The sequence below is a fragment of the Nocardia sp. NPDC024068 genome (assembly GCF_040638875.1).
Classification (GTDB): domain Bacteria; phylum Actinomycetota; class Actinomycetes; order Mycobacteriales; family Mycobacteriaceae; genus Nocardia.
In genome coordinates this window covers 510002-533681 of the sequence record NZ_JBEZYU010000002.1, presented here as the reverse complement: position 1 = coordinate 533681, position 23680 = coordinate 510002, and the positions used below count along the sequence as shown (strand labels likewise).

The 23680-nt window shown below is 68.9% G+C and carries 25 protein-coding genes and 1 pseudogene; 12 read left to right on the top strand and 14 right to left on the bottom strand.

Annotated features, from left to right (window positions below; translation table 11 throughout):
• Positions 1-97: 97 nt before the first annotated feature.
• A pseudogene (locus tag AB0F41_RS05160) lies at positions 98-400 on the top strand (M20/M25/M40 family metallo-hydrolase); the annotation flags it as partial.
• On the opposite strand, the gene AB0F41_RS05155 reads toward AB0F41_RS05160, so the two are convergent.
• Entirely contained in the window at positions 393-1466 is a 1074-nt protein-coding gene (locus tag AB0F41_RS05155) for a class I SAM-dependent methyltransferase (RefSeq protein ID WP_357421421.1), read from the bottom strand. The pseudogene AB0F41_RS05160 and the gene AB0F41_RS05155 overlap by 8 nt on opposite strands.
• Before the next feature lie 318 nt (positions 1467-1784).
• On the opposite strand from AB0F41_RS05155, the gene AB0F41_RS05150 reads away from it, so the two are divergent.
• Together AB0F41_RS05150 and AB0F41_RS05145 are read left to right on the top strand one after the other, a co-directional pair.
• Positions 1785-2198: a DUF302 domain-containing protein gene (locus AB0F41_RS05150; RefSeq protein WP_357421420.1), complete on the top strand. Its 414-nt coding sequence runs from the start codon at positions 1785-1787 to the stop codon at positions 2196-2198.
• A gap of 39 nt (positions 2199-2237) precedes the next feature.
• A complete protein-coding gene (locus AB0F41_RS05145; RefSeq protein WP_357421419.1) occupies positions 2238-2738 on the top strand; it encodes a flavin reductase family protein in 501 nt (166 codons plus the stop codon).
• A gap of 24 nt (positions 2739-2762) precedes the next feature.
• Here AB0F41_RS05145 and AB0F41_RS05140 read toward each other — a convergent pair whose 3' ends face one another.
• Both AB0F41_RS05140 and AB0F41_RS05135 read right to left on the bottom strand, forming a co-directional pair.
• Positions 2763-3503, bottom strand: coding sequence for an NAD(P)H-binding protein (locus tag AB0F41_RS05140; protein WP_357421418.1), 741 nt, complete (start codon positions 3501-3503; stop codon positions 2763-2765).
• A 597-nt stretch (positions 3504-4100) separates the two neighbouring features.
• Positions 4101-4850 (bottom strand): MHYT domain-containing protein, encoded by a 750-nt coding sequence (locus AB0F41_RS05135; RefSeq protein WP_357421417.1) that lies wholly within the window; start codon positions 4848-4850, stop codon positions 4101-4103.
• Positions 4851-5605: 755 nt separating this feature from the next.
• Between AB0F41_RS05135 and AB0F41_RS05130 the strand changes: the two genes are divergently transcribed.
• The 3 genes from AB0F41_RS05130 to AB0F41_RS05120 are packed head-to-tail and all read left to right on the top strand — an operon-like array spanning position 5606 to position 8972.
• Complete coding sequence (locus AB0F41_RS05130; RefSeq protein WP_357421416.1) at positions 5606-6856, top strand: SpoIIE family protein phosphatase; 1251 nt, start codon at positions 5606-5608, stop codon at positions 6854-6856.
• Positions 6853-8532: a CHASE3 domain-containing protein gene (locus tag AB0F41_RS05125; RefSeq protein WP_357421415.1), complete on the top strand. Its 1680-nt coding sequence runs from the start codon at positions 6853-6855 to the stop codon at positions 8530-8532. Before AB0F41_RS05130 ends, AB0F41_RS05125 begins: the two co-directional genes overlap by 4 nt.
• Entirely contained in the window at positions 8529-8972 is a 444-nt protein-coding gene (locus AB0F41_RS05120; protein ID WP_357421414.1) for a response regulator, read from the top strand. The genes AB0F41_RS05125 and AB0F41_RS05120 overlap by 4 nt, the downstream gene beginning before the upstream one ends.
• Positions 8973-8984: 12 nt before the next feature.
• Here AB0F41_RS05120 and AB0F41_RS05115 read toward each other — a convergent pair whose 3' ends face one another.
• Positions 8985-9350 carry an STAS domain-containing protein gene (locus AB0F41_RS05115; protein WP_357421413.1) on the bottom strand — a complete coding sequence of 122 codons (366 nt, stop codon included), beginning with the start codon at positions 9348-9350 and terminating at the stop codon, positions 8985-8987.
• A gap of 314 nt (positions 9351-9664) precedes the next feature.
• Between AB0F41_RS05115 and AB0F41_RS05110 the strand changes: the two genes are divergently transcribed.
• Positions 9665-10105, top strand: a complete 441-nt coding sequence (locus AB0F41_RS05110; protein WP_357421412.1) for an ATP-binding protein — start codon at positions 9665-9667, stop codon at positions 10103-10105.
• A gap of 344 nt (positions 10106-10449) precedes the next feature.
• Entirely contained in the window at positions 10450-10797 is a 348-nt protein-coding gene (locus AB0F41_RS05105) for a hypothetical protein (protein ID WP_357421411.1), read from the top strand.
• Positions 10798-10878: 81 nt separating this feature from the next.
• Here AB0F41_RS05105 and AB0F41_RS05100 read toward each other — a convergent pair whose 3' ends face one another.
• The 6 genes from AB0F41_RS05100 to AB0F41_RS05075 all read right to left on the bottom strand — a co-directional run bounded on the left by AB0F41_RS05100 (position 10879) and on the right by AB0F41_RS05075 (position 14931).
• Positions 10879-11208: a hypothetical protein gene (locus AB0F41_RS05100; protein ID WP_357421410.1), complete on the bottom strand. Its 330-nt coding sequence runs from the start codon at positions 11206-11208 to the stop codon at positions 10879-10881.
• Positions 11198-11500, bottom strand: a complete 303-nt coding sequence (locus tag AB0F41_RS05095; RefSeq protein ID WP_357421409.1) for a hypothetical protein — start codon at positions 11498-11500, stop codon at positions 11198-11200. Before AB0F41_RS05095 ends, AB0F41_RS05100 begins: the two co-directional genes overlap by 11 nt.
• 103 nt (positions 11501-11603) lie before the next feature.
• Positions 11604-12056, bottom strand: a complete 453-nt coding sequence (locus AB0F41_RS05090) for an SgcJ/EcaC family oxidoreductase (RefSeq protein WP_357421408.1) — start codon at positions 12054-12056, stop codon at positions 11604-11606.
• Positions 12057-12141: 85 nt separating this feature from the next.
• The gene (locus AB0F41_RS05085) at positions 12142-13137 is read right to left on the bottom strand and encodes a fused (3R)-hydroxyacyl-ACP dehydratase subunits HadA/HadB (RefSeq protein WP_357421407.1); all 996 of its coding nucleotides are present in this window, start codon (positions 13135-13137) and stop codon (positions 12142-12144) included.
• Positions 13138-13277: 140 nt separating this feature from the next.
• Entirely contained in the window at positions 13278-14339 is a 1062-nt protein-coding gene (locus AB0F41_RS05080; RefSeq protein WP_357421406.1) for an alpha/beta hydrolase family protein, read from the bottom strand.
• Between the two features lie 256 nt (positions 14340-14595).
• Complete coding sequence (locus AB0F41_RS05075) at positions 14596-14931, bottom strand: Lsr2 family protein (RefSeq protein WP_357421405.1); 336 nt, start codon at positions 14929-14931, stop codon at positions 14596-14598.
• Between the two features lie 239 nt (positions 14932-15170).
• On the opposite strand from AB0F41_RS05075, the gene AB0F41_RS05070 reads away from it, so the two are divergent.
• On the top strand, positions 15171-16220 hold the full coding sequence (locus tag AB0F41_RS05070; RefSeq protein ID WP_357421404.1) for an MsnO8 family LLM class oxidoreductase: 1050 nt from the start codon (positions 15171-15173) through the stop codon (positions 16218-16220).
• Between the two features lie 208 nt (positions 16221-16428).
• Here AB0F41_RS05070 and AB0F41_RS05065 read toward each other — a convergent pair whose 3' ends face one another.
• The gene (locus AB0F41_RS05065; RefSeq protein ID WP_357421403.1) at positions 16429-17319 is read right to left on the bottom strand and encodes an alpha/beta hydrolase; all 891 of its coding nucleotides are present in this window, start codon (positions 17317-17319) and stop codon (positions 16429-16431) included.
• 156 nt (positions 17320-17475) lie between these two features.
• Here AB0F41_RS05065 and AB0F41_RS05060 point away from each other — a divergent pair, with 156 nt between their 5' ends.
• Positions 17476-18387 (top strand): LLM class F420-dependent oxidoreductase, encoded by a 912-nt coding sequence (locus AB0F41_RS05060; RefSeq protein WP_357421402.1) that lies wholly within the window; start codon positions 17476-17478, stop codon positions 18385-18387.
• 29 nt (positions 18388-18416) lie between these two features.
• On the opposite strand, the gene AB0F41_RS05055 is transcribed toward AB0F41_RS05060, so the two are convergent.
• On the bottom strand, positions 18417-19322 hold the full coding sequence (locus AB0F41_RS05055; RefSeq protein WP_357421401.1) for a universal stress protein: 906 nt from the start codon (positions 19320-19322) through the stop codon (positions 18417-18419).
• 171 nt (positions 19323-19493) lie between these two features.
• Between AB0F41_RS05055 and AB0F41_RS05050 the strand changes: the two genes are divergently transcribed.
• Positions 19494-19991 (top strand): GNAT family protein, encoded by a 498-nt coding sequence (locus AB0F41_RS05050; protein WP_357421400.1) that lies wholly within the window; start codon positions 19494-19496, stop codon positions 19989-19991.
• A 7-nt stretch (positions 19992-19998) separates the two neighbouring features.
• Here AB0F41_RS05050 and AB0F41_RS05045 read toward each other — a convergent pair whose 3' ends face one another.
• Both AB0F41_RS05045 and AB0F41_RS05040 read right to left on the bottom strand, forming a co-directional pair.
• Positions 19999-20913: a Ku protein gene (locus AB0F41_RS05045; protein ID WP_357421399.1), complete on the bottom strand. Its 915-nt coding sequence runs from the start codon at positions 20911-20913 to the stop codon at positions 19999-20001.
• Entirely contained in the window at positions 20913-22019 is a 1107-nt protein-coding gene (locus tag AB0F41_RS05040) for a lycopene cyclase family protein (RefSeq protein ID WP_357421398.1), read from the bottom strand. The genes AB0F41_RS05045 and AB0F41_RS05040 overlap by 1 nt, the downstream gene beginning before the upstream one ends.
• Positions 22020-22157: 138 nt before the next feature.
• Between AB0F41_RS05040 and AB0F41_RS05035 the strand changes: the two genes are divergently transcribed.
• Positions 22158-23654, top strand: a complete 1497-nt coding sequence (locus AB0F41_RS05035) for an MFS transporter (RefSeq protein ID WP_357421397.1) — start codon at positions 22158-22160, stop codon at positions 23652-23654.
• Positions 23655-23680 lie beyond the last annotated feature (26 nt).

Below are 23680 nucleotides of genomic sequence, written 5' to 3'. Positions count from 1 at the left end.
TAAACCCCTTCGAATATTGCATGTACATGCAATTAATGTAGGTACATGCAGATGTTGTCACTGCATGTACTCTGATGTCGACCAGGCGGGCCACGATGCCGCGGCATCCGGGATCGGCCTGCGGATCGAGGCCGAATCCGTCACTCCGATCGTCGAATTCCCCGGCGCCGCCCGTGACCGGATAAGTCGTGCCCTGGCCCATCTGGGTGAGGTGCCGGTCCTGCCGACCGCCGCCGGTCACGATGCGGGGATCCTGTCCGCCGTGGTGCCGACGGCGATGCTGTTCGTGCGCAACCCCACCGGGATCTCGCATTCGCCCGCGGAGTTCGCGCGGGCCGAGGACTGTCACGCCGGGGTGCGGGCGCTGGCCGATGTGATGGCCGACTGGGCGGTCAGGTGAGGTGATAGAAACGCCAGAACCCGAAATCCTGGATGGGCAGGACGTCGACGGCGGTGAAGCCCGCGTCCCGGGCGTACCGGCGCAGCGTCGACGGTCGCATCACGGTGCCGGTACCCACGCTGGGCGGGCTCGACATCCCGTCGGGTAGGCAGACGAACAGGCTGAACCCGTACATCAGCCGTTCCAGATCGCCGCCGTCCGGGGCGAATTCGTCGGCGACCGCCTCGTCCATCACCACCAGGGACCCACCCGGGGTCAGCGCGCGCCGGACCGCCGCCAGGACTTCCACCGGGCGCGGCATATCGTGCACGCATTCGAACGCGAACGCGATATCGGCGTCGCCCTCGGGTAGGTGCGCCGCATCGGATACCCGGAATTCGGTACGGGCACCGAGTCCGGTGACGGCCGCATTCCGGTTGGCCGCATCGATCGAGGGCGCGTCGATATCGACCCCGAGCACCCGGGCCTCCGGATAGGCGCGCGCGAGGGCGAGGGTCGACCAGCCGGCACCGCAGCCGATATCCAGGATCCGGGCGCCGGGGGCGCGAAGGACGGCGTCCACCTCGGGAACGGCCGCCAGGGCCGCCGCGAGCCGGTGCTCGTACCAGGGGCGGTTACCGTCGGCCTGGCCGTACCGGGCGTCGTCGCCGAGTTCGTCCCAGCCGACGCCCCCGCCGGTGCGGTAGGCCTCGAGCAGTTTCGGCAGCGCGGGCCCGGCCGCGCCGAACAGGCGCGCGATCGGCGCCAGATATTCGAGGCTGTGGGGGTCGGTCAGCACTTCGGCCGTGGCGGGCGAGACGGCGAACACCCGTTCCTCGGCCGTACCGTCGCGGTGCACGGTGAGCAGGCCGGTGACCGCCTGCTGCTCCAGCCATTCCCGGGCGTAGCGGGGATGGGTCGCGGTGCGCTCGGCGAGCTGCCCGGCGGTCGCGGGTCCGTCGGCGGCCAGACTGCGATACCAGCCGAGGCGGTCGCCGAGATAGATCGCGAGCATATCGACCGCGCCGAGAACGGCGTGGAAGATCCGGTCGGCCACCGCCGAGGGGGTGTCCTTGTCGGCGTCCATGCGGTCGCTCGCCTTCCCTGGTCGAGGTGAACTGCGCGTCGACTGATCTCGCGAGCCTACCGCCATGTACCGGCTGAAATAGCGAATTGCTACCGAAATCGGCGCTGCGTGCCGGAGAGGGGGGCGGCCGGGCCGCGATCCGGCGAAAATACCCTAGGGGGTATAGTTCGAGGTGTCCGGAAGAGACACGGCACTGATTCGATTCTCGGCCGGTCACCCCGCGTATCCGGCCGGATCAGCTGTCCGTGGAGGGGTGGAGAAGAGAAGCCGCACCGAAACGGCGGAGAACCGTCGCACTCGAAGAGAAGGAGCGCATCCATGACCCTCGCACTGTCCGCCGTGCTGCACACCTCGTTCGAGGATGCGGTCGAACGCACCCGCACCGTGCTCGCCGATCAGGGTTTCGGCGTGCTGACCGAGATCGATATGCGGGCCACGTTGCACAGCAAGATCGGCGTCGAGATGGAGGACTATCTGATCCTCGGCGCCTGCAATCCACCCCTGGCGCATCGCGCCGTCGGTGTCGACCGGCGGATCGGCCTGCTGCTGCCGTGCAACGTGGTGGTTCGCCGGGATCCCGCCGATGCCGCGACGATCCTGGTCGAGGCCATGAACCCCGATGTGATGGTCGAGGTCACCGGCGAACCGGGGCTACGGCCCGTCGCGGCCGAGGCGTCCGCGAAACTCCGGGCGGCACTCACGACCCTGGCTGCGGATCCGGCGGCCACCTAGCATCCGTGCCCGTCCGGCCCGGCCTGGTATACACGGGCCATGCCGGAGAACCGCGAGCACAGTGCGTTCGACGCCCTGGTGGCCACCGCCGACGCCCCGGTCTATGTGGTCACCCTCGCCGACGGCGCGCAGCGAGCCGGATGCCTCGTGGGATTCGCGTCGCAGGTCGGTATCGAACCGCCGCGGTTCCTGATCTGCCTGTCCGAGACCAACCACACCTACCGGGTGGCGGCGGGCGTCCGGTACTGCGCGGTTCACCTCCTCGACGCAGGCGACCGGGCCCTGGCGGAGCTGTTCGGCGGCCGGACCGGCGACGAGGTCGACAAATTCGCCCGCTGCGCCTGGGATCCCGGGCCGCACGGCGTGCCGGTGCTGCGCGATGCCGTCGCCTGGTTCTGCGGGCGCATCCTCGGCCGCCACGATTTCGGCGACCACCTCGGCCTGCTGCTGGCGCCCGAGGACGGCGACGCGCCGGAGTCCGCGCCGCCGACCCTGCGGCTGCACCACGTGCTCAGGCTCGAACCGGGGCATCCGGCCTGATGGCCCGACCGCGCGCCCGGTCTGTCAGACCGCTGCCCGGATCCAGTCCCGATAGTGCGTAGGCGCCAGGGCCGCGTCCGGGCCCGCGATCAGAACGTCGCCCTCGACGGCGCCGAACATGCCCGCGGTCTCGTCGGTGACCACGATACGTTCGTCGCGCTGCGCGGCCAGGGTGATCCGGCCCAGGTCGTCCAGGGGAAAGACATCCGGTCCCGCCACTTCGCGGATCCCCTGCAGCGGCGTCCCGGTGGCGACGCCGACCACCGCGTCGACGACATCGGCGGCGGCCATCGGCTGCAGGCGGGTCGTGGGTAGCGCGACGGTGTTTCCCTCGGTGGTCCAGCTCAGGACCGAGTCCACGAATTCGAAGAACTGCGTCGCGCGGACGATCGAATAGGGCGTCGGACCCTTGGCGACGAGTTCCTCCTGCAGGGTCTTGGCCCGGTAGTAGTCCAGTTGCGGCACCCGGTCCACCCCGACGATGGACAGTACGACCTGATGCCCGACGCCCGCGCGTTCGCCCGCGGCGAGCAGATTGCCCACCGATACGCTGAAGAATTCCAGTGACGCCTCGTCGAATGTGGGCGAATTCGCCAGATTGACGATGACGTCGGCCCCCGCCACCGCTTTGTCGAGCCCTTCTCCGGTGATCAGGTCCACGCCCGTGGACGGGGCCGCCGGCACGGCTTCGTGGCCCGCCGCGGTCAGTTTTCCGACCACCTGCGAGCCGATTCGTCCGGTACCGCCGATGATTGTCAGCTTCATGGTTCTCACCTTTCGCGGCCTGCCCGCGGGGCGGGCCGGGTTCGCAGTGGTCGACGCGCTGAGGTCCGGAGTGTTGTCCCGGCGGTGGTTCCGCCGCCGTCATACCGCGGCGTCCGGGGAGCGCCGCTATCGGCGTACAGCATTCCACCAGCGAACTCTCAGCGGAACGGGGTGTGCGGGAGTTGATGAATTCGAGACATGCGCCGAATCGCGCCGGTGTGCGGATCGCCGCCGGGATGTGTGCCACCGGCCCTGGTCGTTTGTCCAACTGTCGGACCGGTTCCGCGCCGGCTGGAAACCTCTTCACCCGCCACTGTCCGATATCCTCGGCCTGCGCGATCTGCTCGCCGGATATCTCGGGCTGCCCGAGACCGGCTACGGCCGGCCACTGTTCTCGGGGCAGGGGTTGCGCGACACCGATGTGGTCACGCCCGAAGCCCTGCGGTTCGCCGCGGTACCGGCCGCGAAGCGGCAGCCCGTGACGCTGAAGATCTATCCCACCGATCACAGTGCGACCGTGAATGCCTCACTGCCGGATGCGGTTCCGTTCGTGCGGGGTCTGTTCGGCTGCGCGTGCCGATTCCTGGCGCGGGTGATTCACGCCGAGCGGCCGGGTTTCGGGGCTCCGTGTGGATTGGTCAGCGCCATGGTCACACCGATGAGCAGGACCAGCGTCAGAACACTGAGGCCGGCCAGTAGTGGGCCCAGGACCTGGAATGCCTCGGCGCCCTGCGGATCTGCCGCGCCGCTGACCGAATGCGCGTGCATCGCCGACATTCCGGTGTAGTGCATGGTCGCGATGGCGGCGGCCATCACCAGTGCCGCGCCCACGGTGGACACCACCCCCCACGACCGCACGCTGAACCAGAGCGTGGCCGTGGCCGCGACCACGGCGATGGCCAGCGAGAGCAGCACCCGCACGTGGTCGTATTCGATATGCGCGTCGGTCTTCATCGCGTACATCCCGGTGTAGTGCATGACGCCGATTCCCGATCCGGTGATCACGCCACCGGTGCCCAGTGCGAGTACGCCCGCCCGCGGGGAACTGGCCAGGTACAGGCCGATGCCCACGACCACCACCGCGATCACCGCGCTGAGTACGGTGACCGGGACGTCGAACCGGATCTGCGCGCCGTCGATCGAGAATCCCAGCATCGCGATGAAATGCATGACCCAGATACCGGTGCCGCCGATAGCGAAGGAGGCCAGGACGAGCCAGCCGAATCGCCGGCGCCCGAGCCGGGCCTGTTTGGTGCATTGCAGGCCGATGGCGCAGCCGGTGGCCGACAGGAAGAACGCGAGAGCCGGTGTGAGCCAGCCGAACGCGAAGTGTTCGAGGTGAAGCATGTCCATCCAGGGTTGTGCCGGGCGATTCGGGTGATCCGTGTTTCGCGGATCTCGACAGTACGACAGCCGTGCCGCCGCCGTGTGCTGATCGTTTGCTTGAAAACCAGTGGTATCAGTCACATTCGAGTCGGGCGTCATCGTGAATCCGCAATAGTGCGTTCTCGAGGTGGCCGAGTTCCGCTCCGCCCGAACGGGTTCGACCGCCCGGGCGTCCGCCGAAAAGTGCGCCGGACGCCCGGGGTTCATCGCGGAGCGCGGTAGCGGAGGTGTCGCGTCCTACCGGGCCGTGGCGCTCTCCCGGGGTGGGTCCGCATCCGGTGTCCGGGGCCCGGCAGTACTGATAACCCACTCATAACTGAATCGTCCGCGGGTGTCGCGGCACCGTCGAGTACCGCATCCGCCGAACCGTGACCTGGCGCAATAGCGACGGATGCTTCGATGGGCCACTCGGCGTCCGGACCGGAACGCGTCGGCATCGGCTATCTGCCGGTACCGGTCGACACGGTTGCCCGCCCGGCGTGAACGGCGTCCGGACCGTGCCACTCTGTATCGCTGGCGTGTCCTGCTATCCGCTACGATCATGCTGCCTCTCGGTCCAGCAAAAGGCCGCTGAGTGAGTGTGCGCGGCCAGGCGCTGTTTCCTGTGTGATCGGAGGCCAAGGTGTCGGTGCCAGCCGCGGAGATCCGCGCTGTTCGCGAACGGAGGGCCCGGCGAAGCCGGTGTCCCCTCGCGCCCGAGGCACGTACTTGCGAATATGCCGGTGGCCGCCGTGCGCGGTGACACCTTCGGCGCCGGGCTCGGAGCTGCCGATGACGCCGGCCGGCTGCCGCGGGAACCGGTCGTACTGCTGGTCGAGGACGACGCCGGTGACGCCCTGCTCGTGGAGGAACTGGTCGCCGACGCGGAAGCCGATATGCGCCTGGTGTGGGTGCGCACGGTCGCCGAGGCCGGCGCGCGGCTGCGGGCGGAGGTCCCCGACTGCGTACTGCTCGATCTGGGTCTGCCCGACGCGCAGGGACTCGACGCGCTGGCCGGGGTCCGCGCGCACAACGATCAGGTCGCCGTGGTGGTGATGACCGGGCTCGACCAGGAACGCACGGGCCTGGCCGCCCTCGCCGCCGGCGCTCAGGACTATCTGGTGAAAGGCCGGGTGGCGCCGGAACTGTTCGCCCGCGCGGTGCGCTACGCGATCCAGCGCAAACAGGCCGAACGCACCAGTGCGGCACTACAGGCCAGCCAGATGCGGGCCGCGGAGAACGCCCGGCTCGAACGCGGTCTGCTGCCCACTCCGCTGTTCGCCGCGGACCGGGCGGTGGACGTGGTGTCGCGCTACCGGCCCGGGCGGGCGCATTCGCTGCTGGGCGGTGACTTCTTCGATGTCGTGCAGGTCGGTGACGGATCGGTCCATGCCATCATCGGCGATGTCTCCGGGCACGGTCCCGATGCCGCCGCCGCGGGGGTCGCGTTGCGGCTGGCCTGGCGGACCCTGGTCCTCACCGGCGTGACCGGCGGGCGCCGGTTGCGGCTGCTGGAAGAGGTGCTGCTGGCCGAGCGCACCGACCGGCAGACCTTCGCCACCGCCACCAGCCTGGTCTTCCATCCGTCCACCGGGCGGGTACGTATCCGTCGCGCCGGGCATCCGGGCATGCTGCATCACACCGGCGACGAACTGAGCTGGCTCGAGGTCCCCGGCGGTGCGGCACTGGGATTCATGCCCGGCCGCGCCGAGTGGCCGGCCACCGAGATCGACCTCGCCGACGATGCCGGGCTGACTCTGTTCACCGACGGTCTGTTCGAGGGCCGGGTGGGTGGCCGGGAGGAACGACTCGGCGAAGACGGCCTGCTGCGGCTCGCCCGGGCCATCCCGGGGTGCCATCCCGAGATCTTCGTCGACGAGCTGATCGGCCGGGTCGAGGCCCTGGCCGCCGAAGCGGGTGGTCTGGACGACGATCTGGCCATCATCAATGTGCGCTGGAACACGGCGCGGAGAGGGATGCGCCCATGACGAGAACCGACTCCCGGACGGTGGTCGGGAGACTGACCGCGCGAGCCTGGTTCCAGCTGGTCTTCGCGCTGATGATTCTCGTTGTGCTGCTCGGTGCGCTGGCAGGCGCGCGGGTGATCGCCGATACGAACCAGGTGACCGATCGCCTTGCGGAGCAGACCCATCCCGCCTCCGCCGAGGCCTACCGGCTGCAGAGCGCTCTCGTCAACCAGGAGACGGGGCTGCGCGGGTACGCGATTTCCGCCGACCCGCAGTTCCTGGAACCCTATGTCGAGGGAAGGAGAGAGCAGGCGCGCGCCACCACGCGGCTGCGCGAGCTCCTCGCCGGGCGGCCCGACCTGCTGGCCGATGTGGACGCGATCGAACGGTTGTCGCAGCAGTGGCGCACCGACTACGCCGATCCGCTCGCCGCCACCGGGACGGCCGCCGGTGCCCAGGAACGCGCTGCCGCCACCGCGGTCCGTGCCAAAACGGTGTTCGATGGGTTGCGCGCCGCGTTCACCGCGCAGAACGACCAGCTGGCGGCGGCGGTCGCGGTCGACCGTGACGCCCTGGAGCATTCGCGGACGATCCGCAATGTGGTGCTGGTAGGTATGGTGCTGGTGTTCCTGCTGACCGGGACTATCCTGACCGTCTTGTTGCGCAGGCTGGTCGTGCGCCCGCTGGCCGAGCTCACCGAATCCTCCCGGCGGGTGGGCGGCGGCGAATTCGACCATCACATCGACCCTCGGGGGCCCGCCGATGTCGCGCAGGTGGCCGAGGCGGTGGAGGATATGCGCCGGCGCATCGTCGCCGAACTGGCCTCGTCGCACTCACAGAGCGATCAGCTGCGACAGCAGAAGGCCGAACTGGATCTGCAGGCCGAGGAGCTACGGCGCTCCAACGCCGAGCTGGAGCAGTTCGCCTATGTCGCCTCCCACGATCTGCAGGAACCACTGCGCAAGGTGGCCTCGTTCTGTCAGCTCCTGGAGAAGCGCTACGCCACCCAGCTCGACGATCGCGGTAAGCAGTACATCGATTTCGCGGTCGACGGCGCCAAACGGATGCAGGTGCTGATCAACGACCTGCTGACCTTCTCCCGAGTCGGCCGGGTCGGTGACACCGCCGAACCCGTGCGCCTGGAACAGCCGCTGGACAAGGCGCTGATCAACCTCGCGGTCTCGATGGAGGACACCGGCGCCGTGGTCGAACGGTCCGGGGAGCTACCCGAGATCGTCGGCGACCCGACTCTGCTCACCATGCTCTGGCAGAACCTCATCAGCAACGCGATCAAGTTCCGCACCCCGGATCTGGCGCCGGTCGTCCGTATCGAGGTCCATCGGGAAACCGGCGATTCGCCCGACCAGGTCTTCTCGGTGACCGACAACGGTATCGGGATCCCGCCCGAATTCGCGGACAAGGTCTTCGTCATCTTCCAGCGCCTGCACGCCCGCGACGAATACAGCGGCACCGGAATCGGCCTGGCGGTCTGCAAGAAGATCGTCGAGTACCACGGTGGCAGTATCTGGATCGATACCGCGCACACCGGAGGCACCCGAATCTGTTTCACCCTGCGCTCCGCCGATACCGTGGCGGACACCGGCGCCCCCGCGACCACGGGTGTCACTACCCCGGGCGCCACCGGCCCCGCCTCCGATACCCGACCGGATCCTGCCCACGAAGGAGCGAAAGCATGACAGTACCGGGCCAGCCGATCGATATCCTGCTCGTCGAGGACGATCCGGGTGACGAGCTGATGACCAGGGAGGCGTTCGAGGACAACAAGATCGGCAATACCCTGCATGTCGCCCACGACGGGCAGGAAGCGCTGGATTTCCTCTATCGGCACGGCGAATACGGCGACGCGCCCCGTCCCGATCTCATCCTGCTCGATCTGAACCTGCCGAGATACGACGGCAGGCAGGTACTCGAGAAGATCAAGGCCGATCCCGATCTCGCTCATATCCCCGTGGTCGTGCTGACCACCTCGGCCGCGGAGGAAGACATCCTGCGCAGTTACAAACTGCACGCCAACGCCTATGTGACCAAACCGGTCGACCTGGATCAGTTCGTGGCGGCGATCAAGCAGATCGACGATTTCTTCGTCCAGGTGGTGCGGCTGCCCCGCGGCCGGTAGCCGCGGGGAGTCTCAGGACGCGGAGCCGGTGGCCGGGGCGTCCAGCGCCGCGGCCAGCGAGTCGTATACCGCGAGCAACTTGTCCAGGCCCGTCAGTTCGATGGGCCGGCGGACGGCCTCCGACGCCACGACCCGCAGCCCGCTCTTTTCGGCGGCCTCGGAGATCACCAGCAGTACGCTCAGACCGGCCGAGCCGAGGAAGCCGACCTCGGACATATCCACGATCATCGGCTTCCCGCCGCGCTGGATCTCCTCGAGTGCGGACTGCAATTGCGGCGCCGAGGCCATATCCACCTCGCCGTGCACGGTGACGATCGCGATGCCGTCCTCGGTGCGCTCCCGCACATCGAGTATCCGGGACGCGCTGTCGCCGCTCACCGTCGGCCTCCCAGCTCGCAATTCGCCACTTCTCACCTCTGCACATCGAGGCCCTGCCGCGGGACGCGGCAGGGCCGTAAGCGGTATCCGCAGTCAACTTACCCGATCCGGCCCCGGCGGTCACCGCAGCCGTCCAGGTCAGCAGGGCTACTGCGGTATCGGCGGCCCGGCAGGTCCGGGGAGGGGAGTGATCACCGCCGCTCGATCGCATGCGCGGCTGCCGAATGGGTATGGCTATCGCGAGCACGCCCTCGAAGCCGCGGACCGGTAGCGCCTACGCCGTCGGGCGGCGAGACCGACTAGGAGGCGATGAGGTGACGAGGTCCCGCCCGCCCGGACTGCACAGTCCGCCGCGGAGAACGGCCCTGGAGTTCCCCGCCAGACCCGAACAACTGGTCCGGGTCCGGCACGCGGTGAAGGACTGGCTGTCCGGTCTCCCGCTCGACGAGCGGCGGGCCTACGACGTCCTGCTCGCAGTGGGGGAGGCCTGCGCCAACGCCGTCGAACACGGTCATCGCGGCGACGGGGGCACGATCCGGCTGTGCTGTGCTGCCGGCACGTCCGGGCTGCGTATCACGGTGACCGACCACGGCAGCTGGAAAACCCCCGACCACCGCCCGGATACCGCCCGCGGGCGCGGTATGGCCATCATCCGGGCGCTGATACCCGATGTGGAGGTCGTGTGCTCGTCGCACGGCACGATCGTCGATATGCGGATGCCGCTCGCCGAGCCGGGCGACCTGCCGGTGGATTGACACCGATTCATGGCCTACGGGGGGTTTTCGGGGCGAAGATTCCGCCCTCTGCCGAATTGCGGGCGAACGGAATACGCCGGGAGCGTGTCCGCGGGGTGACCGGAGGACAACACGGTGCCTTCGACTCGACATTGCGCGCGCATCGCGACTTTCTGGACCGCGTCGACGCCATGCGCCTGGATGAGCAGCGGGGCACCGGAGCCCCGGTGCGACGGCGGGCTGAGCGGAAATCTGTCCGGCGGGAGGAAGAGGCCGGTGGCCCTGCCCGGGGCGGGCCGTTCGGAATCTCGTGACCGGCGTGCGGATTCGGGTATACGGTCCGCGTACCTACTGGAGGTGGCTTGATGACCGATAGCGACGGCGCCGACTACAACCCGGTGACTCCGGTCAACCCGGCGGATCCACTGGATCCGTCGAGTCCGCTCAATCCTATGAATCCGATCGACGCCGACGATCTGGTGAACCCCGAGGGTTCGGTCGTGCCCGTGGTCCCGGTCGTCGAGGAGAACCCCATGCGCAGCTGGTTGTGGCCCACCGTCCTGATCTTCGGACTGGTTGTCGGCGGGGCGATCGTGGTGATGATTCTGGTGAGCACCGCCGATTTCGGCTCCGAACCGGCCCCCGCCGGAACCCCCACCCCGGGTCCCTGTCAGCCGTTCTGCACGAACGCGCCGGCCCCGCCGGCTCCCTGACGCGCCGATTCCGGACGGCCGCGCCGGCGCGTGCATCCCGTGGTCCGGGCAGGCCTGGCCTGTCCGGACCGGAGGCGGCGGTCAGGCGGAGTTCGGGAGGCTGGTGAGCGCGCGGACTGCGTCCGCCAGCGGGATCATGCGCTGTGGCTGTTCGCTCATCAGGCCTATCTCCACATACTGGCGGATCAGCATGGAGGCGGTCATCCCGTGTTCGGCGGCCTTGCGCCGGACCCGGTCGCGCATCTCCGGCGTCCATTTGAACGAGGTGGGCACCATACCCTGCTCGATCCGATCGGCGGCCGGCGGCAGGGACGGTGCCGGCGCGGCGTCGTCGTAGCTCAGCGAATCCAGGAAATCCCCGGCGGCCTCCGGTGTGCGCGGAAAGCCGGGGGCGGGGTCGTTATCGATCATCTCGGTTCGCCTCCCATGCGGTGTACTCGGCGAGTTGACGTGGTCGCATCGGCATGGCCAGCAGGATCTGCCACCGGGAATCGGCGCGTAACCACCGCAGGACCACAACGAGTGCGCGGCCGTCGCCGGTGCGCCCCCATACGGTCGGTATCGGCAGTCCCTCGCGGCTGGTCGCCGTGCGGGGCCACCGCTGCGGGGAGTACAGCACCTCCATCACTTCCCAGGGCTCGACTCCGCTGCGGTCGAGGAGCTCGTACGCTCCGATCCACCATTCGTACTGCCCATGTGCCACGGGTTCCCACGATAATACTCCGGTATTACCCGCGCAGCCCAGTGGTCGGCCCGCCGACCCGGTCGGGCACTCCGGGGCCGGGGTCGGCGCGCGGGACGGGGGGTCAGGAGCTCGCCGGCACCGGAGTGTTCTGCCGGGCCGCCACCCACCAGCGACCGTCCTCGCGTACCAGCACGTACAGCGCGACCATCGCCGGGTCGCGGTCGATCAACGTGCCGTCGGCGGTGGTCGCCCGCGCGGATTTGTGGGCGACGGCGATATCGGGGCGGAGGAAGACGATATCGGTCACGTCGTACCGGACGTAGGAGTCGGCGAGAAATCCGGCCAGCCCGCGTTGCCCGGCGTCCAGGAGCGCGGGATAACCGCGGATCACCCCGCCGACCGCAGTGCCCGCGGCGGCGTTCTCGGTGAATCCGCCGACCATGAGGGCGGCGTCGTTGGTGTTGTATCCGTTCTCGACATCGGCGACGAGTCGCTCGATCTCGGCGATATCGCCGGTGTGGTCGGTGGTGGTGTCCTCGACCGCGGGCCGTCCGGTCTGTGTGGTGTCGTTCATACCACCATCATCGAACCTGAAGTAATGTTCAGGTCAAGTCCGGATGGATTCCGGGCGTCCTACCTGCCGGCACGCCGGGACTCCGTCAGCGAAGTCGGACGGTCGCGGTCGCGCGGCCGAAGATCCGGCGGCCGTGGTGTTTCGCGGTGACCGCGATCGTCGCCGTGCGCTGGACCGGGTCCATGCTCTTGACCTTTCCGGTGAACTCCACCTCGGCTCCTTCCCGGGTGACGAATACCGGACTGGTGAGACGTACCGCGTACTCGCGCACGGCGCCCGGATCGCCCAGCCACGAGGTCACGAATCCCGCGCCGATACCGATCGTCAGCATGCCGTGCGCGACCGGGGCGTCGAGTTCGACGAGACCGGCGACTTCCTGGCTCCAGTGGATCGGGTTGGGGTCGCCGGAGACCCCGGCGTAGTTCACCAGATCGCCCTGATTCAGCCGGACGATTCGCGGGGGCAGTTCGTCGCCTACCGCGACGGAGTCGTACGCCCGGGCGAACCGACCGGCCGCAACCGGGTCCGGCGAATCGGTGCCGAGCCCGGCCGGAACGGCAACTGCCTCCCGCGCCTGCGGTGCCGGTGTGGCGCTGCCCGGCCGGAAACCGTGCATGAGGACTCGGTCGCTGATATCGGCGAGGCTCGATTCGACCCCGGTGCGGCCGACGATACTGATCTGCGAAGCGAGGACGGGCTCGCCGCGGGCATCGGTGACCAGGCTCTCGAACCCGATCAGATCGCCGCCGAAGGCCTGCCGGAACGAATCGAGGCGGATCTCGAAATGCAGGTGGTCTCCGGCCCGGATCGGCCGGTGATAGCGGACGACCTGATCGGTCTGCATGATCTGGCTGAGGTCGTAGCCGGCCATGACCGATTCGAACATTTGCGTCTGAGCCAGGAATCCGGGCACCGAGAAGAATGTCGGCGGGGCGATGAGCCCGCCGTAACCGAATTCGATACCCGCGTCCTCGGACCAGTGCACCGGGTGATGGTCCTGAACCGCGCGGGCGAATTCGCGGATCTTCTCCCGACCTACGACATAGTGGTCCCGAGCGTGATAGCTATGTCCTACCGGCATTTCCGGATCTATTCCGGTCGGGGTGAATTCCTCAGGGGGAGAAACAATTACATCATCCAGCGGCACGATGGCGCACTCTACCTCTCAAACGTCGCCGCGGCAGCGGGTGCGCGCGGGCACAGGCCGTTGTCGACCGGGATTCACCCGATATTCGCGGAGAGATCGGGCAGCATCCGCAGCGCCTGGTCGGCCCAGTTGTTCCAGGCGTGGATACCGTACGCGGGGAAGTCGTAGTGCACATTGCCCGCGCCCAGGGTCGCCATCCGGATCTGGAAGGCCCGGGTGTTCGCGAGGGCGAGCGCCTCGAGTCCCATCCCGTTGACGGTGCTGATGCTCGGACCATCGGTCGCGGCGGGGAGGCCGCTCGCCGCCGCGACCCACAACCGGGTGTTGTTCGCGACCAGGCTCGGCGCCCCGACGAAGGGGTCGATCCGCAGCCATTTCGGATCCCACGGCGCGGCCATGGCGTCCACGTTGTAGCCGCCGGCGTCGATCATCGCGACCCGGATCGCCTCGCGCATACCCGGCGCGGAGATATTCAGATATCCCGAGTAGGAGCCGGCGAAGCTGAACTGACCGGGATACTGCGCGGCCAGGGTGAGGGCGGCGCTACCGCCCATGGACAGGCCGAAGACGCCGTTGCGCTGGGTGGCGAAGCCCAGGCGATCGCGGAGGGCGGCGGGTAGTTCCCGGGTGAGGAAGGTCTCCCAGGTATATCGGGTGGATTTTCCCGGCCCGTCCGACAGCACCTGCAGTCCGCCCGAACCCGACGCCGATCCCGACGACGAGCCGTTGCCCGATCCCGACCCCGGCGGCACGCCCAGGAAATTGCTGGGTGCGTTCCAGTCGGTATAGAAACTGGACCGCCCGCCGACCGGCATCACCACATTGATATTCCATTTGGTGAATTCCCGGGCGATATCGGTATCGATTTCCCAGCCGCTGAGGTCCTCGCGGGCCCGCATACCGTCCAGGGCGTAGACGACCCGCGAGGTGTTGCCGTCCGCGGCGCGGAAGACCCGCGATTTGACCGGGCCCATACTCGAATCGACCCAGATATCCATCCCGGCCGGGTCGAATGCTGCCCGGGCGGTCGGCGCACCGCTGCTGAACAGGGATAACGTCAGGATCAGGACGGCGAGGGCGGCCGTCGCCGGCCAGAATCGGCGGCCCGCGGCGGGCCGGAACGACAGGGTGGGCATGGCAGAGCAGGGCCTTTCATCCGGTGAGCACAGGGCCGGGCCGGCATGCGCCGACCTCGCGGTTCCCGACCGATGCCGACGATCGCGTGGCCCTGCCACGGCATCGGCATACCGTCCGGGTGTCGTTCCGGATGAACGCGTCGTTACCGGTTTGTGATCTTACTCGCGCTGGGCCGGCCATGGATATGACCGGGGGCCATCGGACCCGGACGTGACGACAGCGTGGCGGCTCGTGGGCCGCCCGGGCGTCCGCCGCCTACTGGTGGGCCTTCTTGTACGCGTCGACGACCTCGGCCGAGATCCGCCCGCGGCTGGACACGTCGATCCCGTTCTTACGGGCCCATTCGCGGATGGCCTGTGTCTGCTGATTTCCACCGGCCGCCGGGAGATGCCGCTTGCCCTTCGGGGCCCGGCCGCCGACCTTGCGGGCGTGCGCCGCCCATGCTCCGAGAATGCCGCGCAGCTTCTCGGCGTTCTGTGCCGAGAGATCGATTTCGTAGGCGACACCGTCGAGAGCCAGTGTGACCGTTTCCTCGGCCTGGGAACTGCCGTCGAAGTCGTCGACCAGCTCAACGATGACCTTGCGCGCCATACAATCCTCCGGGGGTGGGCAGATGATCTGAACAATCGTAGGTGAACAGACGCGGCCGGCCCGAATCGGAGGTGCCCGATTCCGCTGTTGCGGCGGGTGTGCTAATGCGATGGGCGAGTGCGTATTCGGCATGGTGAAGCGGGCCGGACCGCGACGGTTACCGCGCGGCCGGCCCCGCGGATCCCTGTCTCGTAGCAGCCGCCGGGAAGACGATCGGCGAAACCCGTGTTTCCCCGGGTGTGGAACTGTCGCTGCTCGATCGGTCGCGGACCCGGACCGGTGAACCCGAATCCGCCGCGCTCGCTCATACTGTCGCCCGCGCGATCGCCGCGGAGGCGTCGGGTTATCGGCGGTTCTGGGTGGCCGAGCATCACGCGGTGCCGGGGATCGCCTCCGGCTCGCCGCCGGTACTGATGGCCGCGCTCGGCGCGCGCACCTCCTCGATCCGTATCGGGGCGGGCGGGGTGATGTTGCCGTATCACCAGCCCCTGGTCGTCGCCGAGCAATTCCTGATGCTCGAAGCCCTGTATCCGGGCCGGGTCGATCTGGGACTGGGCCGCTCGCCGGCCTTCACCGCTCCGGTCCGCCGGGCCATGCGGCAGGGTGCGGGGGATCCGGACCGGTTCGAGGCCGATGTGGCGGAATTGCTCGGCTACCTGGACGGAAGCGGGGCGGTCACCGCCCGCCCGGTGATCGCGACCGCCCCTCCGGCCTTCGTGCTCGCCACCGGCCGGGGTCTGGAGGTAGCTGCCCGGCTCGGGTTACCCGCTGTGCTCGGCGGGCCGATCCTGCACAGTGCCGAGCTGGAAGCCGTGCTGGCGCGGTATCGGCGCGAGTTCGTACCGTCCCCGCGCGCGGACCGGCCCGAGATCCTGATCGCCCTGGACATCGTGGTCGCGGAATCCGACGAGCAGGCCCGGGAGCTGGCGTTACCCGAGGCCTGGGCGATGGCCGTGTCGCGCAGCACCGGCGAATTCCCGCCGCTGGAATCGGTGTCGTCGATCAAGGCCCGGCACCGGACCGAGCAGACCCGGCGCCGGGTGGACGCGAACCTGGATACCGCGACGGCGGGATCGCCGGCGACGGTTCGCCGCCGGCTCGAACAGCTCACCGAGCGGACCGGGGCCACCGAACTGCTCGCCACGACCTCGACCTTTGACCGGGACGCGCTGGCGGCCTCCGACGCCGCGCTCGCCCGGATCTTCTACGGCCGGGCAGCGGTGGCGAACCCGGAGGTAACGCAATCGCCAGCCGCCGGATCTCGGCCACCAGCAGTTCCGGTTCGGTGATCGGGGCGTAGTGCCCCGATTCGTGCGCGACGATATGCCGCCCGGCCGGAGACAGTGCGGCCCGGTGTGCGTGAGAACGCGCCCCCGCAGCCCCGGCGATCGGATGAGATCTGTCCGCGACGCCATCAGCGCGGATGGTCTGCCGCACGCACTCTTACTGCAGACCCGGGAAGTGGCCGCAGCGGCGGTCCGCCGGGAACGCGACCCGTCAGGTCACCCGGGTGCCGTGGAACTCCTGGAACGCGCGCATGGTCTGTGTGGGCGCCTCGAGCTGGGGATAGTGTCCGACCTCGTCGAGTTCGACCACATCGGGTTCGGACACCAGTTGCCGGTAGCGGCGCACCATCCGCTCGCCGGAGACCGGGTCGAGGGTGCCGTCGATGAACCGGACGGGGACCTGCGGCCGGGTCAGCGCGCCGACCCACCGTTCGCGCCGGGCGCGGCGTTCGGCGAGATAGTGCATCACCTTGTGGCCGTTGCGTTTTCCGTGCTTACTGCACCACAGCAGCCAGAATCGGTGCATCTGCTCGTCATCGGGCCGGCTGTCGGGCCCGAACACCGCCGCCAGACTGTGGGCGAAGGTCTTCTCGTTGCCGAACCTGCCGACCAGGGGGCCGAGCGGCCCGGCGAGCAGCCGCTGGATGGGCCGGGGCCGGTGCGCCTCCGGGAACAGGCCGCCGTTGAGCAGGCATACCGATTCGAGCACCAGGGAGGTATCCCCGGCCGCCCGGCGTTCGGCGTCCCGGGCCAGCATTTCCTGGGCCACCGTATCGCCGTAGTCGTGGGCCAGGATGTGGAACCGCGCGACACCCTGCTCCCGGAGCAGTTGTTCGGACAGATCGGCCTGATCGGCGATCGAATAGTCATACTGCTGCGGTTTGGCCGACCAGCCGAAACCGATCAGATCCGGTGCCAGTACCGGGGCGAACTGTTCGCACAGATCGGGCCAGACCAGATGCCAGTCCCAGGACGCGGTCGGGAAGCCGTGCAGGCACAGCAGCGCGCCGCCGGAGCCGGTTCCGCCCGACTGCCAGAAGATCTGGTGCCCGCGATGGGTGAAGCGCTGCCCGCTGGACCTCCAGTTCGCAAACTCGTCCATCCCCACAGCATGCACCGCCGCGGGTCGCCGGTCGAGGACGTCGCGGGCGCGTCGGCGGGTGTTGCCGTGCCGGTACCGGCACCGGGCCGCACGGGTAGGCTCGGCATCCGGAACCGCGAGGTCCGGACCCATCAGCCGACGACCAGGAGGCCCGCAGTGCGAATCGGAATTCTGCTCGGTGAACGATCCGGAGCCGACGCCCTGCAGCGGCTCTCCGACGATCTGCGCCGCAGCGCCGACGAAGGTTTCCGCTCGGCCTGGCTCTCCCACATCTTCGGCCTCGACGCCCTCACCGCGCTCGCCGTCGCCGGGAGCCGGGTTCCGGAGATCGAGCTCGGTACCGCGGTCGTGCCCACCTATCCGCGCCATCCCGGCGCCTTGGCCCAGCAGGCCCGCACCACCGCACTCGCGGTCGGGCCGGACCGGCTGACCCTGGGTATCGGGCTTTCGCACCGCGTGGTCATCGAGAACATGTTCGGATACGACTTCGAACGGCCCGCCCGTCATATGCGCGAGTACCTGTCGGTGCTGGAGCCGCTGCTGGCCCACGAACCGGCCTCGTTCACCGGCGAGACCCTTGTCGGGAAGCTCGAACTGGGAATACCCGACGAAGGGCGGGTACCGGTCCTGCTGGCCGCCATGGGCACGCAGATGCTGCGCCTGGCCGCGCGCCGGACCGACGGGACGGTGTTGTGGATGACCGGACCGGCCACCATCCGCGACCATATCGCCCCCACGCTCGGCGCGGCCGTGGCCGAAGCCGGGCGGCCGCCCGCCCGGATCGTATGCTCGCTGCCCGTGCTGGTGACCGACGATATCGAGTCGGCCCGGGAACTGGCGGCTCGCAGCTTCGCCATGTACGGGACCTTGCCGTCGTACCGGGCGATGATGGATCGCGAAGGCGCCGCCGGCCCCGCGGACCTGGCGATCATCGGTTCGGAGGAGCAGGTCGCGGCCCGGGTGCGGGAGGTCTTCGATGCCGGGGCCACGGAATTCGTGGGCTCGGTGTTCGCCGGTGGCGACGATGCCCGGCGGACCCGCAAGCTGCTGGCCTCGCTCAACGGCTGAGCGAGCCGGGGCCGACGGACGGGCGCGGCTCAGCCCGGCCGGGTGATCATGACCGGGCAGGCGGCGTGCTGGATGAGCGATTGGCTGGTCGAACCGAGAAGCAGGCCGCGGAACCCGCCGCGGCCGCGGCTGCCGACGACGACGAGTTGCGCGCGCTCGGACCATTCCCGCAGATGCTGGGCCGGGGTCGACGGGTAGACCTCCCGGCGCACGGTGACCTCGGGATACCGCTGTTGCCAGCCGGCCATCCGCTCGGCCAGGACCGCCTGTTCGGCGGTCTGCAGATCCTCGGCCGGGATCTCGATGTATCCGGTGCTGGCGAATTCGGTGAAGGTGAGATCGCTCCAGGTGTGGACCGCGACCAGTTCGGTCTCGCGTTCGGCGGCTTCGGTGAACGCCGCGGCCACCGCCGTATCGCCGACCGGGCTTCCGTCGACACCCACGACCACCGGACCCTCGATCCTGTCCTCACCGCCCTCGCGCACCGCGACGATGGTGCCGCGGCCGTGCGCTGACACCGCCAGGATCGTGGAACCGAGATGTGAGACGGCGCCGCCGCGGCGGGAACCGAGCACCACCATATGTGCCGATTTGGACAGCTCGATGAGCATCTTCGCGGCATTCTGCTCCGAGAGATACGTATCGACGGTGACCTCCGGTGCGGCTTCCCGGGCCACCTGGGCGCCGGTGGCCAGGGCCTGTTCCCCATGGGTCCGCAACATCTGGACCGCTTCGTCGACCATCGGCTGATAGGCCATCAGCCAGGTTCTGGCCGGGGTCGAATTCATCGCATAGGCGATGACCAGGCGCCGTCCCCGGCGCGCGGCCACGGCCGCGGCCCAGCGGATGGCCGAATGGGCGGCACCGGTGCCGTCCGCGCCCACCACCACGGCCGCGGAGACGAGCCGATGCGGGTCGTCTGCGTTATCGGTCATGGCCTGAGTATTCACCCGGTACGCGACGAGGGCCATAATCGGCGGGCGTGTCCGCGTGATCGGGTTCGCGGAATTTTCGTAGGCCTCATTTGCGGCTCACCAGCGAATTCGGTGTACGGCGCGCCGTGGTGAGGCTTGTCGAATGCCGGGAGATATGCAGATCATGATCGCGTGCTGATATCGGATGGGGTGATCGGGCTACGGCCGATCGAGGTCGCCGACGCCGCGGCGCATCTGGCCGCTCTGGATGGGGAATCGGTGCGGCCTTCGCAGGGGCCCGGAACCCCGAATGTCGTAGCGGAATTCCAGCGCTGTGTTGCGGAGTGGGCCGACGACGGTCCGTGCAAGACGTTCGGCGTGGTCGACGTCGCGACGAGCGCACTGGCCGGCACGCTCGATCTGGCGCTGGAACAGGAATTCCTCGCGAAGCGGCAGGCCGATATCGGCTACGGGATCTACGCGACCTGGCGCGAGCGGGGCGTGGCCGGCCGCAGTGTGGTGCTGGCCTGCCGGTATCTGGCCCGGCACGATCTGGCCGACGAGGCGGTGCTGCGAATCGAGCCGGGTAATGCGCGCGCGGTGGCGCTGGCCCGTCATCTCGGCTTCCACTACCACCACACCGAGCGCGGACCCGAGGGCGCGCTGGAGTGGTACATCCAGGCGGTATGACCGCCGCTCAGGCGCCCTTGCGGGTCCGTTTCCGATCCGTCTTGGCAGGGGCCGGCTTCTTGGCCGGGGCCTTGCGTGGTGCGGATTTGCGGGCGGGGGCCTTGGCGGCCCCTTTCCCGGACTCCGAGTCGCCGCCCCGGGCGCCACTGGCCTCCAGACTGCGCTGAAGCGCCGCCACCAGATCGACGACCTCGGCATCGGATTCCGCGGCCGCCGTCTCCGGACGTTCCGGCGCCTTGCCGTCGCCCCGGGATATGGCGTCCTCGAGCAGGCTCTGCAGTTCACGCTGGTATTCGTCGGTGTATTGATCCGGATCGAAATCCTCCGACATCGATTCGACCAGCGTCTCGGCCATCTTTATCTCCTGCGGACGCGGAGCCTTGGCATCCTCCAGGGATTCGAACGACACCGACCGCACCTCATCGGGCCACAGCAGTGTCTGCAGCACCAGCATGCCGTCGCGCACCCGCATGGCGGCGAGCCGGGTCTTCTGGCGCAGGGTGAAGTGCACGAGCGCGGTGCGGTCTATCCGGTCGAGGGTGGCGGCCAGCAGGACATAGGCCTTGGGGGTGGTCGAATCCGGTTCGAGGTAGTAGGTCTTGTCGTAGAGAATCGGGTCGATCTGGTCCGACGGCACGAATTGCAGGACCGGAATCTCGTGTTTCTCGGCCACCGGCAATGTGGCGAAATCGTCGTCGGTCAGGACGACTTTGTCGCCCTCCGGCGATTCGTATTGTTTGTCGATATCGGCGAACTTGACGGATTGTCCGCATACGGTGCAGACGCGGTCGTATTTGATCCGGCCGCCGTCTTTGGCGTGGACCTGATGAAATTTTATATCGTGGTCCTCGGTGGCGGTGTACACCTTCACAGGGACATTCACCAGCCCGAACGCGATCGAGCCTTTCCAGATTGACCGCATCACTCCATGATGACCGAAGCCGACCCCGTGTGCGAGGGCGCCGGGAAATGGAGTGTCGCCGCGGCGAGCCGGGCCCGGGTGGAACCGGGTAGCGCGGCGAAGATCCGGGACATCGCACCGAGCATTCCGGTGAGGTCGTCGCGGTCGGAGAGATAGGCGCGCTGCAGGCCGATATCGAGGTCGAAGAATGCGTCGAAGAAACCCGGTAGTTCCGCCGGCGGCAGGGCCAGCAGTGCCCGCAACCCGGCCCGCCGCAGCCGATGCACGGCCCGGGCCGATACGGTCCAGCCCGTGCCGCCCGCGGCGACGATATCGGCGGCCGACAGCGCGGCCGCCACGCTGTAGCCGGTGGCCGGATGCAGATACCCGCCCGCCGCCCCGAAGGTGCCGGACCCGGGAGCGCCACCGGCGACGCGGAACCGCACCCGCTCGACCGGTTCGTCACCGCGCACCTCGATCCCGCGGACCCGCAGGCGGTGCCGAAGCCGTCCGGCCAGTTCGCCCGGGGTGATCGCGGGTGCGCCCGCCAGGCAGGTCTCCTCCGCCAGGACGGTATCCCCACCGAGGGGGACGCTGTAGAGGAACGAGCGGGGTGCGCCGGGATCGGTCCCGTTGTCGTCGCGCCAGTCCATGAAAAGCGCGGAATCGGTGCGCGTGCTCCGGGGTAGGACGAGGCCGAAGGCGGTCTGCTCGGCGGCGCCCGGGCGCCGGGGCAGTCCCCGGGCGTCCACCACGCGCCCGGCGCGGAGCCGGCGGCCGGTATCCAGCCGGACCTCGTGCCGGTCGATCGCCGTGACCCGGGCGGCCACCACCGTCGCGCCGGTGAGGTCGAGACCGGTCTGCAGTGCGGCCGTATCGAGGACGGTGTAGGGCCGGGATATCCGATGCTCGCGCTGTCCGTACGCTCGCGGTTCGGTGACGGTGGCCGCGATCGCGGCGGGATCGAGCCAGGCGGGGAGCTCATCGGCCCATGCGGCATAGGTCGCGCGCCAGCGTCGCTCCGGCCGCGGATCCACCACGGTGACCGTCATTCCACGGGCCAGGCATCGGTGGGCGAGCGCGCGCCCGGCCGGTCCCAGGCCGCAGACCACGATATCGGGGCTCACCGCTGGATCGAAGCACGCCGGGGTCCGGGCGCCTCGCGCCGGGGTGTGATCGGCGCTATCCAGGGCACCGGCCCGGAACAGCGGCGGACCCCGGGCGTGTTACGACTAGGTGAACCGAAGATCGGGAAGGGACCGTCGATGACGAATGTGGAGGCCGCGCGGAGCGCGCCGGTCGCCGGGAGCGGCCGGCGCGGCTGGTTCGGCCTGGCCGTGCTGCTGTTGCCGGTGCTGCTGGTGTCGATGGATATGTCCGTGTTGTTCCTGGCGCTGCCGACCCTGACGGCCGACCTCGATCCGACCGCGGCGCAGCAGCTGTGGATTCTGGACATCTACGGGTTCCTCATCGCCGGTCTGCTGATCACCATGGGCAATCTGGGTGACCGCGTCGGCCGCCGCACTGTGCTGCTGGCCGGGGCCACCGTCTTCGGTATCGCCTCTGCCCTCGCGGCCTTCGCGCCGAGCGCCGCCGTGCTCATCGCCGCGCGGGCGCTGATGGGAATCGGTGGCGCCACCCTGCTTCCGTCCAGCCTGGCGCTGATCTCCAACCTCTTCCCCGATCAGCGGCAACGGTCCACCGCGATCGGGATCTGGACCGCGTTCTTCGCCGGGGGTTCGGCCGTCGGGCCGATCATCGGCGGAATACTGCTGCACCACTTCTCGTGGGGTTCGGTGTTCTTGATCAATGTGCCGGTGCTGCTGGTCCTGCTGGTGTTCGCGCCGATCCTGCTGCCCGAACATCGGGCCGCGGCGCTGGGACCGCTGGATCTGCCGAGCGTCGCGCTGTCCATCGGTGGCATCCTGCCCGCGGTGTACGCGGTCAAACATATCGCCGAGTACGGACCCGACGCGGAAGCGCTGCTGAGTGCCCTGGCCGGCGCGGGGATGCTCACGATCTTCGTGCGCCGCCAGCGGCGCCTCACCGAACCGCTGCTCGATCTCGCCCTGTTCCGCCGGGCGCGTTTCTCGCTGGCCATCGGATCGAGTACGGCGGCCATGATGTCGCTGGCCGGGTTGAGCTATCTGAGCAGCATCTGGCTGCAATCGGTCACCGGGCGTGATCCCCTGCGGGCGGCGCTGCTGGGGATCCCGATGGCAGTCACCGTCTTCGTGTTCTCGGTCGGTGGTTCGGCGGTGGGCCGGCGGCTCGGGGTGCGCTGGGCGTTCGCGCTCGCACTGCTGGTGGCCGCGATCGGCAATATCCTGGTGCTCGGTATCGGTGCGGACGGCGGCGCGGGCTGGTATGTGGCGGGTTCGGCCATCGCGGGTGTCGGCTACGGGATCGTGTTCACGCTGGTCTCGGAAGTCGCGGTGGCCGCGGTCCCGGCCGAACGGGCGGGTTCCGCGGTGGGGATCTCCGAAACCAGTTTCGAACTCGGCAACGCACTGGGTCTGGCATTGCTCGGATCGCTGGCCGCGCTGGTCTTCCGGTCTTCGGGCGAGTTCGCGCCCACCCTGGGTGAGACGATTCAGCGGTACGGAACGGATACCGCGCTCCTGGACGCCGCGCGGGACGCGTTCGTCACGGGTGCGCACACCTCACTCGCCGTCGGCGCGGCGGTGCTGCTGGTGATGGCGGCGGTTGCCGTAGCGGTGGGAAAGAACGGCCGGTCGTCCGCGCGGACGACCGGCCGATAGGGCGCCCGGCGGCCGTAGAACCGCCG

What these genes read in the sequence shown, in the direction of transcription:
- AB0F41_RS05155 (WP_357421421.1), bottom strand. Translation starts at nt 1,466, where the DNA reads ATGGACGCCGACAAGGACACCCCCTCGGCGGTGGCCGACCGGATCTTC.
- AB0F41_RS05150 (WP_357421420.1), top strand. Translation starts at nt 1,785, where the DNA reads ATGACCCTCGCACTGTCCGCCGTGCTGCACACCTCGTTCGAGGATGCG.
- AB0F41_RS05145 (WP_357421419.1), top strand. Translation starts at nt 2,238, where the DNA reads ATGCCGGAGAACCGCGAGCACAGTGCGTTCGACGCCCTGGTGGCCACC.
- AB0F41_RS05140 (WP_357421418.1), bottom strand. Translation starts at nt 3,503, where the DNA reads ATGAAGCTGACAATCATCGGCGGTACCGGACGAATCGGCTCGCAGGTG.
- AB0F41_RS05135 (WP_357421417.1), bottom strand. Translation starts at nt 4,850, where the DNA reads ATGCTTCACCTCGAACACTTCGCGTTCGGCTGGCTCACACCGGCTCTC.
- AB0F41_RS05130 (WP_357421416.1), top strand. Translation starts at nt 5,606, where the DNA reads ATGCCGGTGGCCGCCGTGCGCGGTGACACCTTCGGCGCCGGGCTCGGA.
- AB0F41_RS05125 (WP_357421415.1), top strand. Translation starts at nt 6,853, where the DNA reads ATGACGAGAACCGACTCCCGGACGGTGGTCGGGAGACTGACCGCGCGA.
- AB0F41_RS05120 (WP_357421414.1), top strand. Translation starts at nt 8,529, where the DNA reads ATGACAGTACCGGGCCAGCCGATCGATATCCTGCTCGTCGAGGACGAT.
- AB0F41_RS05105 (WP_357421411.1), top strand. Translation starts at nt 10,450, where the DNA reads ATGACCGATAGCGACGGCGCCGACTACAACCCGGTGACTCCGGTCAAC.
- AB0F41_RS05100 (WP_357421410.1), bottom strand. Translation starts at nt 11,208, where the DNA reads ATGATCGATAACGACCCCGCCCCCGGCTTTCCGCGCACACCGGAGGCC.
- AB0F41_RS05090 (WP_357421408.1), bottom strand. Translation starts at nt 12,056, where the DNA reads ATGAACGACACCACACAGACCGGACGGCCCGCGGTCGAGGACACCACC.
- AB0F41_RS05085 (WP_357421407.1), bottom strand. Translation starts at nt 13,137, where the DNA reads ATGCCGGTAGGACATAGCTATCACGCTCGGGACCACTATGTCGTAGGT.
- AB0F41_RS05080 (WP_357421406.1), bottom strand. Translation starts at nt 14,339, where the DNA reads ATGCCCACCCTGTCGTTCCGGCCCGCCGCGGGCCGCCGATTCTGGCCG.
- AB0F41_RS05075 (WP_357421405.1), bottom strand. Translation starts at nt 14,931, where the DNA reads ATGGCGCGCAAGGTCATCGTTGAGCTGGTCGACGACTTCGACGGCAGT.
- AB0F41_RS05065 (WP_357421403.1), bottom strand. Translation starts at nt 17,319, where the DNA reads ATGGACGAGTTTGCGAACTGGAGGTCCAGCGGGCAGCGCTTCACCCAT.
- AB0F41_RS05055 (WP_357421401.1), bottom strand. Translation starts at nt 19,322, where the DNA reads ATGACCGATAACGCAGACGACCCGCATCGGCTCGTCTCCGCGGCCGTG.
- AB0F41_RS05045 (WP_357421399.1), bottom strand. Translation starts at nt 20,913, where the DNA reads ATGCGGTCAATCTGGAAAGGCTCGATCGCGTTCGGGCTGGTGAATGTC.
- AB0F41_RS05035 (WP_357421397.1), top strand. Translation starts at nt 22,158, where the DNA reads ATGACGAATGTGGAGGCCGCGCGGAGCGCGCCGGTCGCCGGGAGCGGC.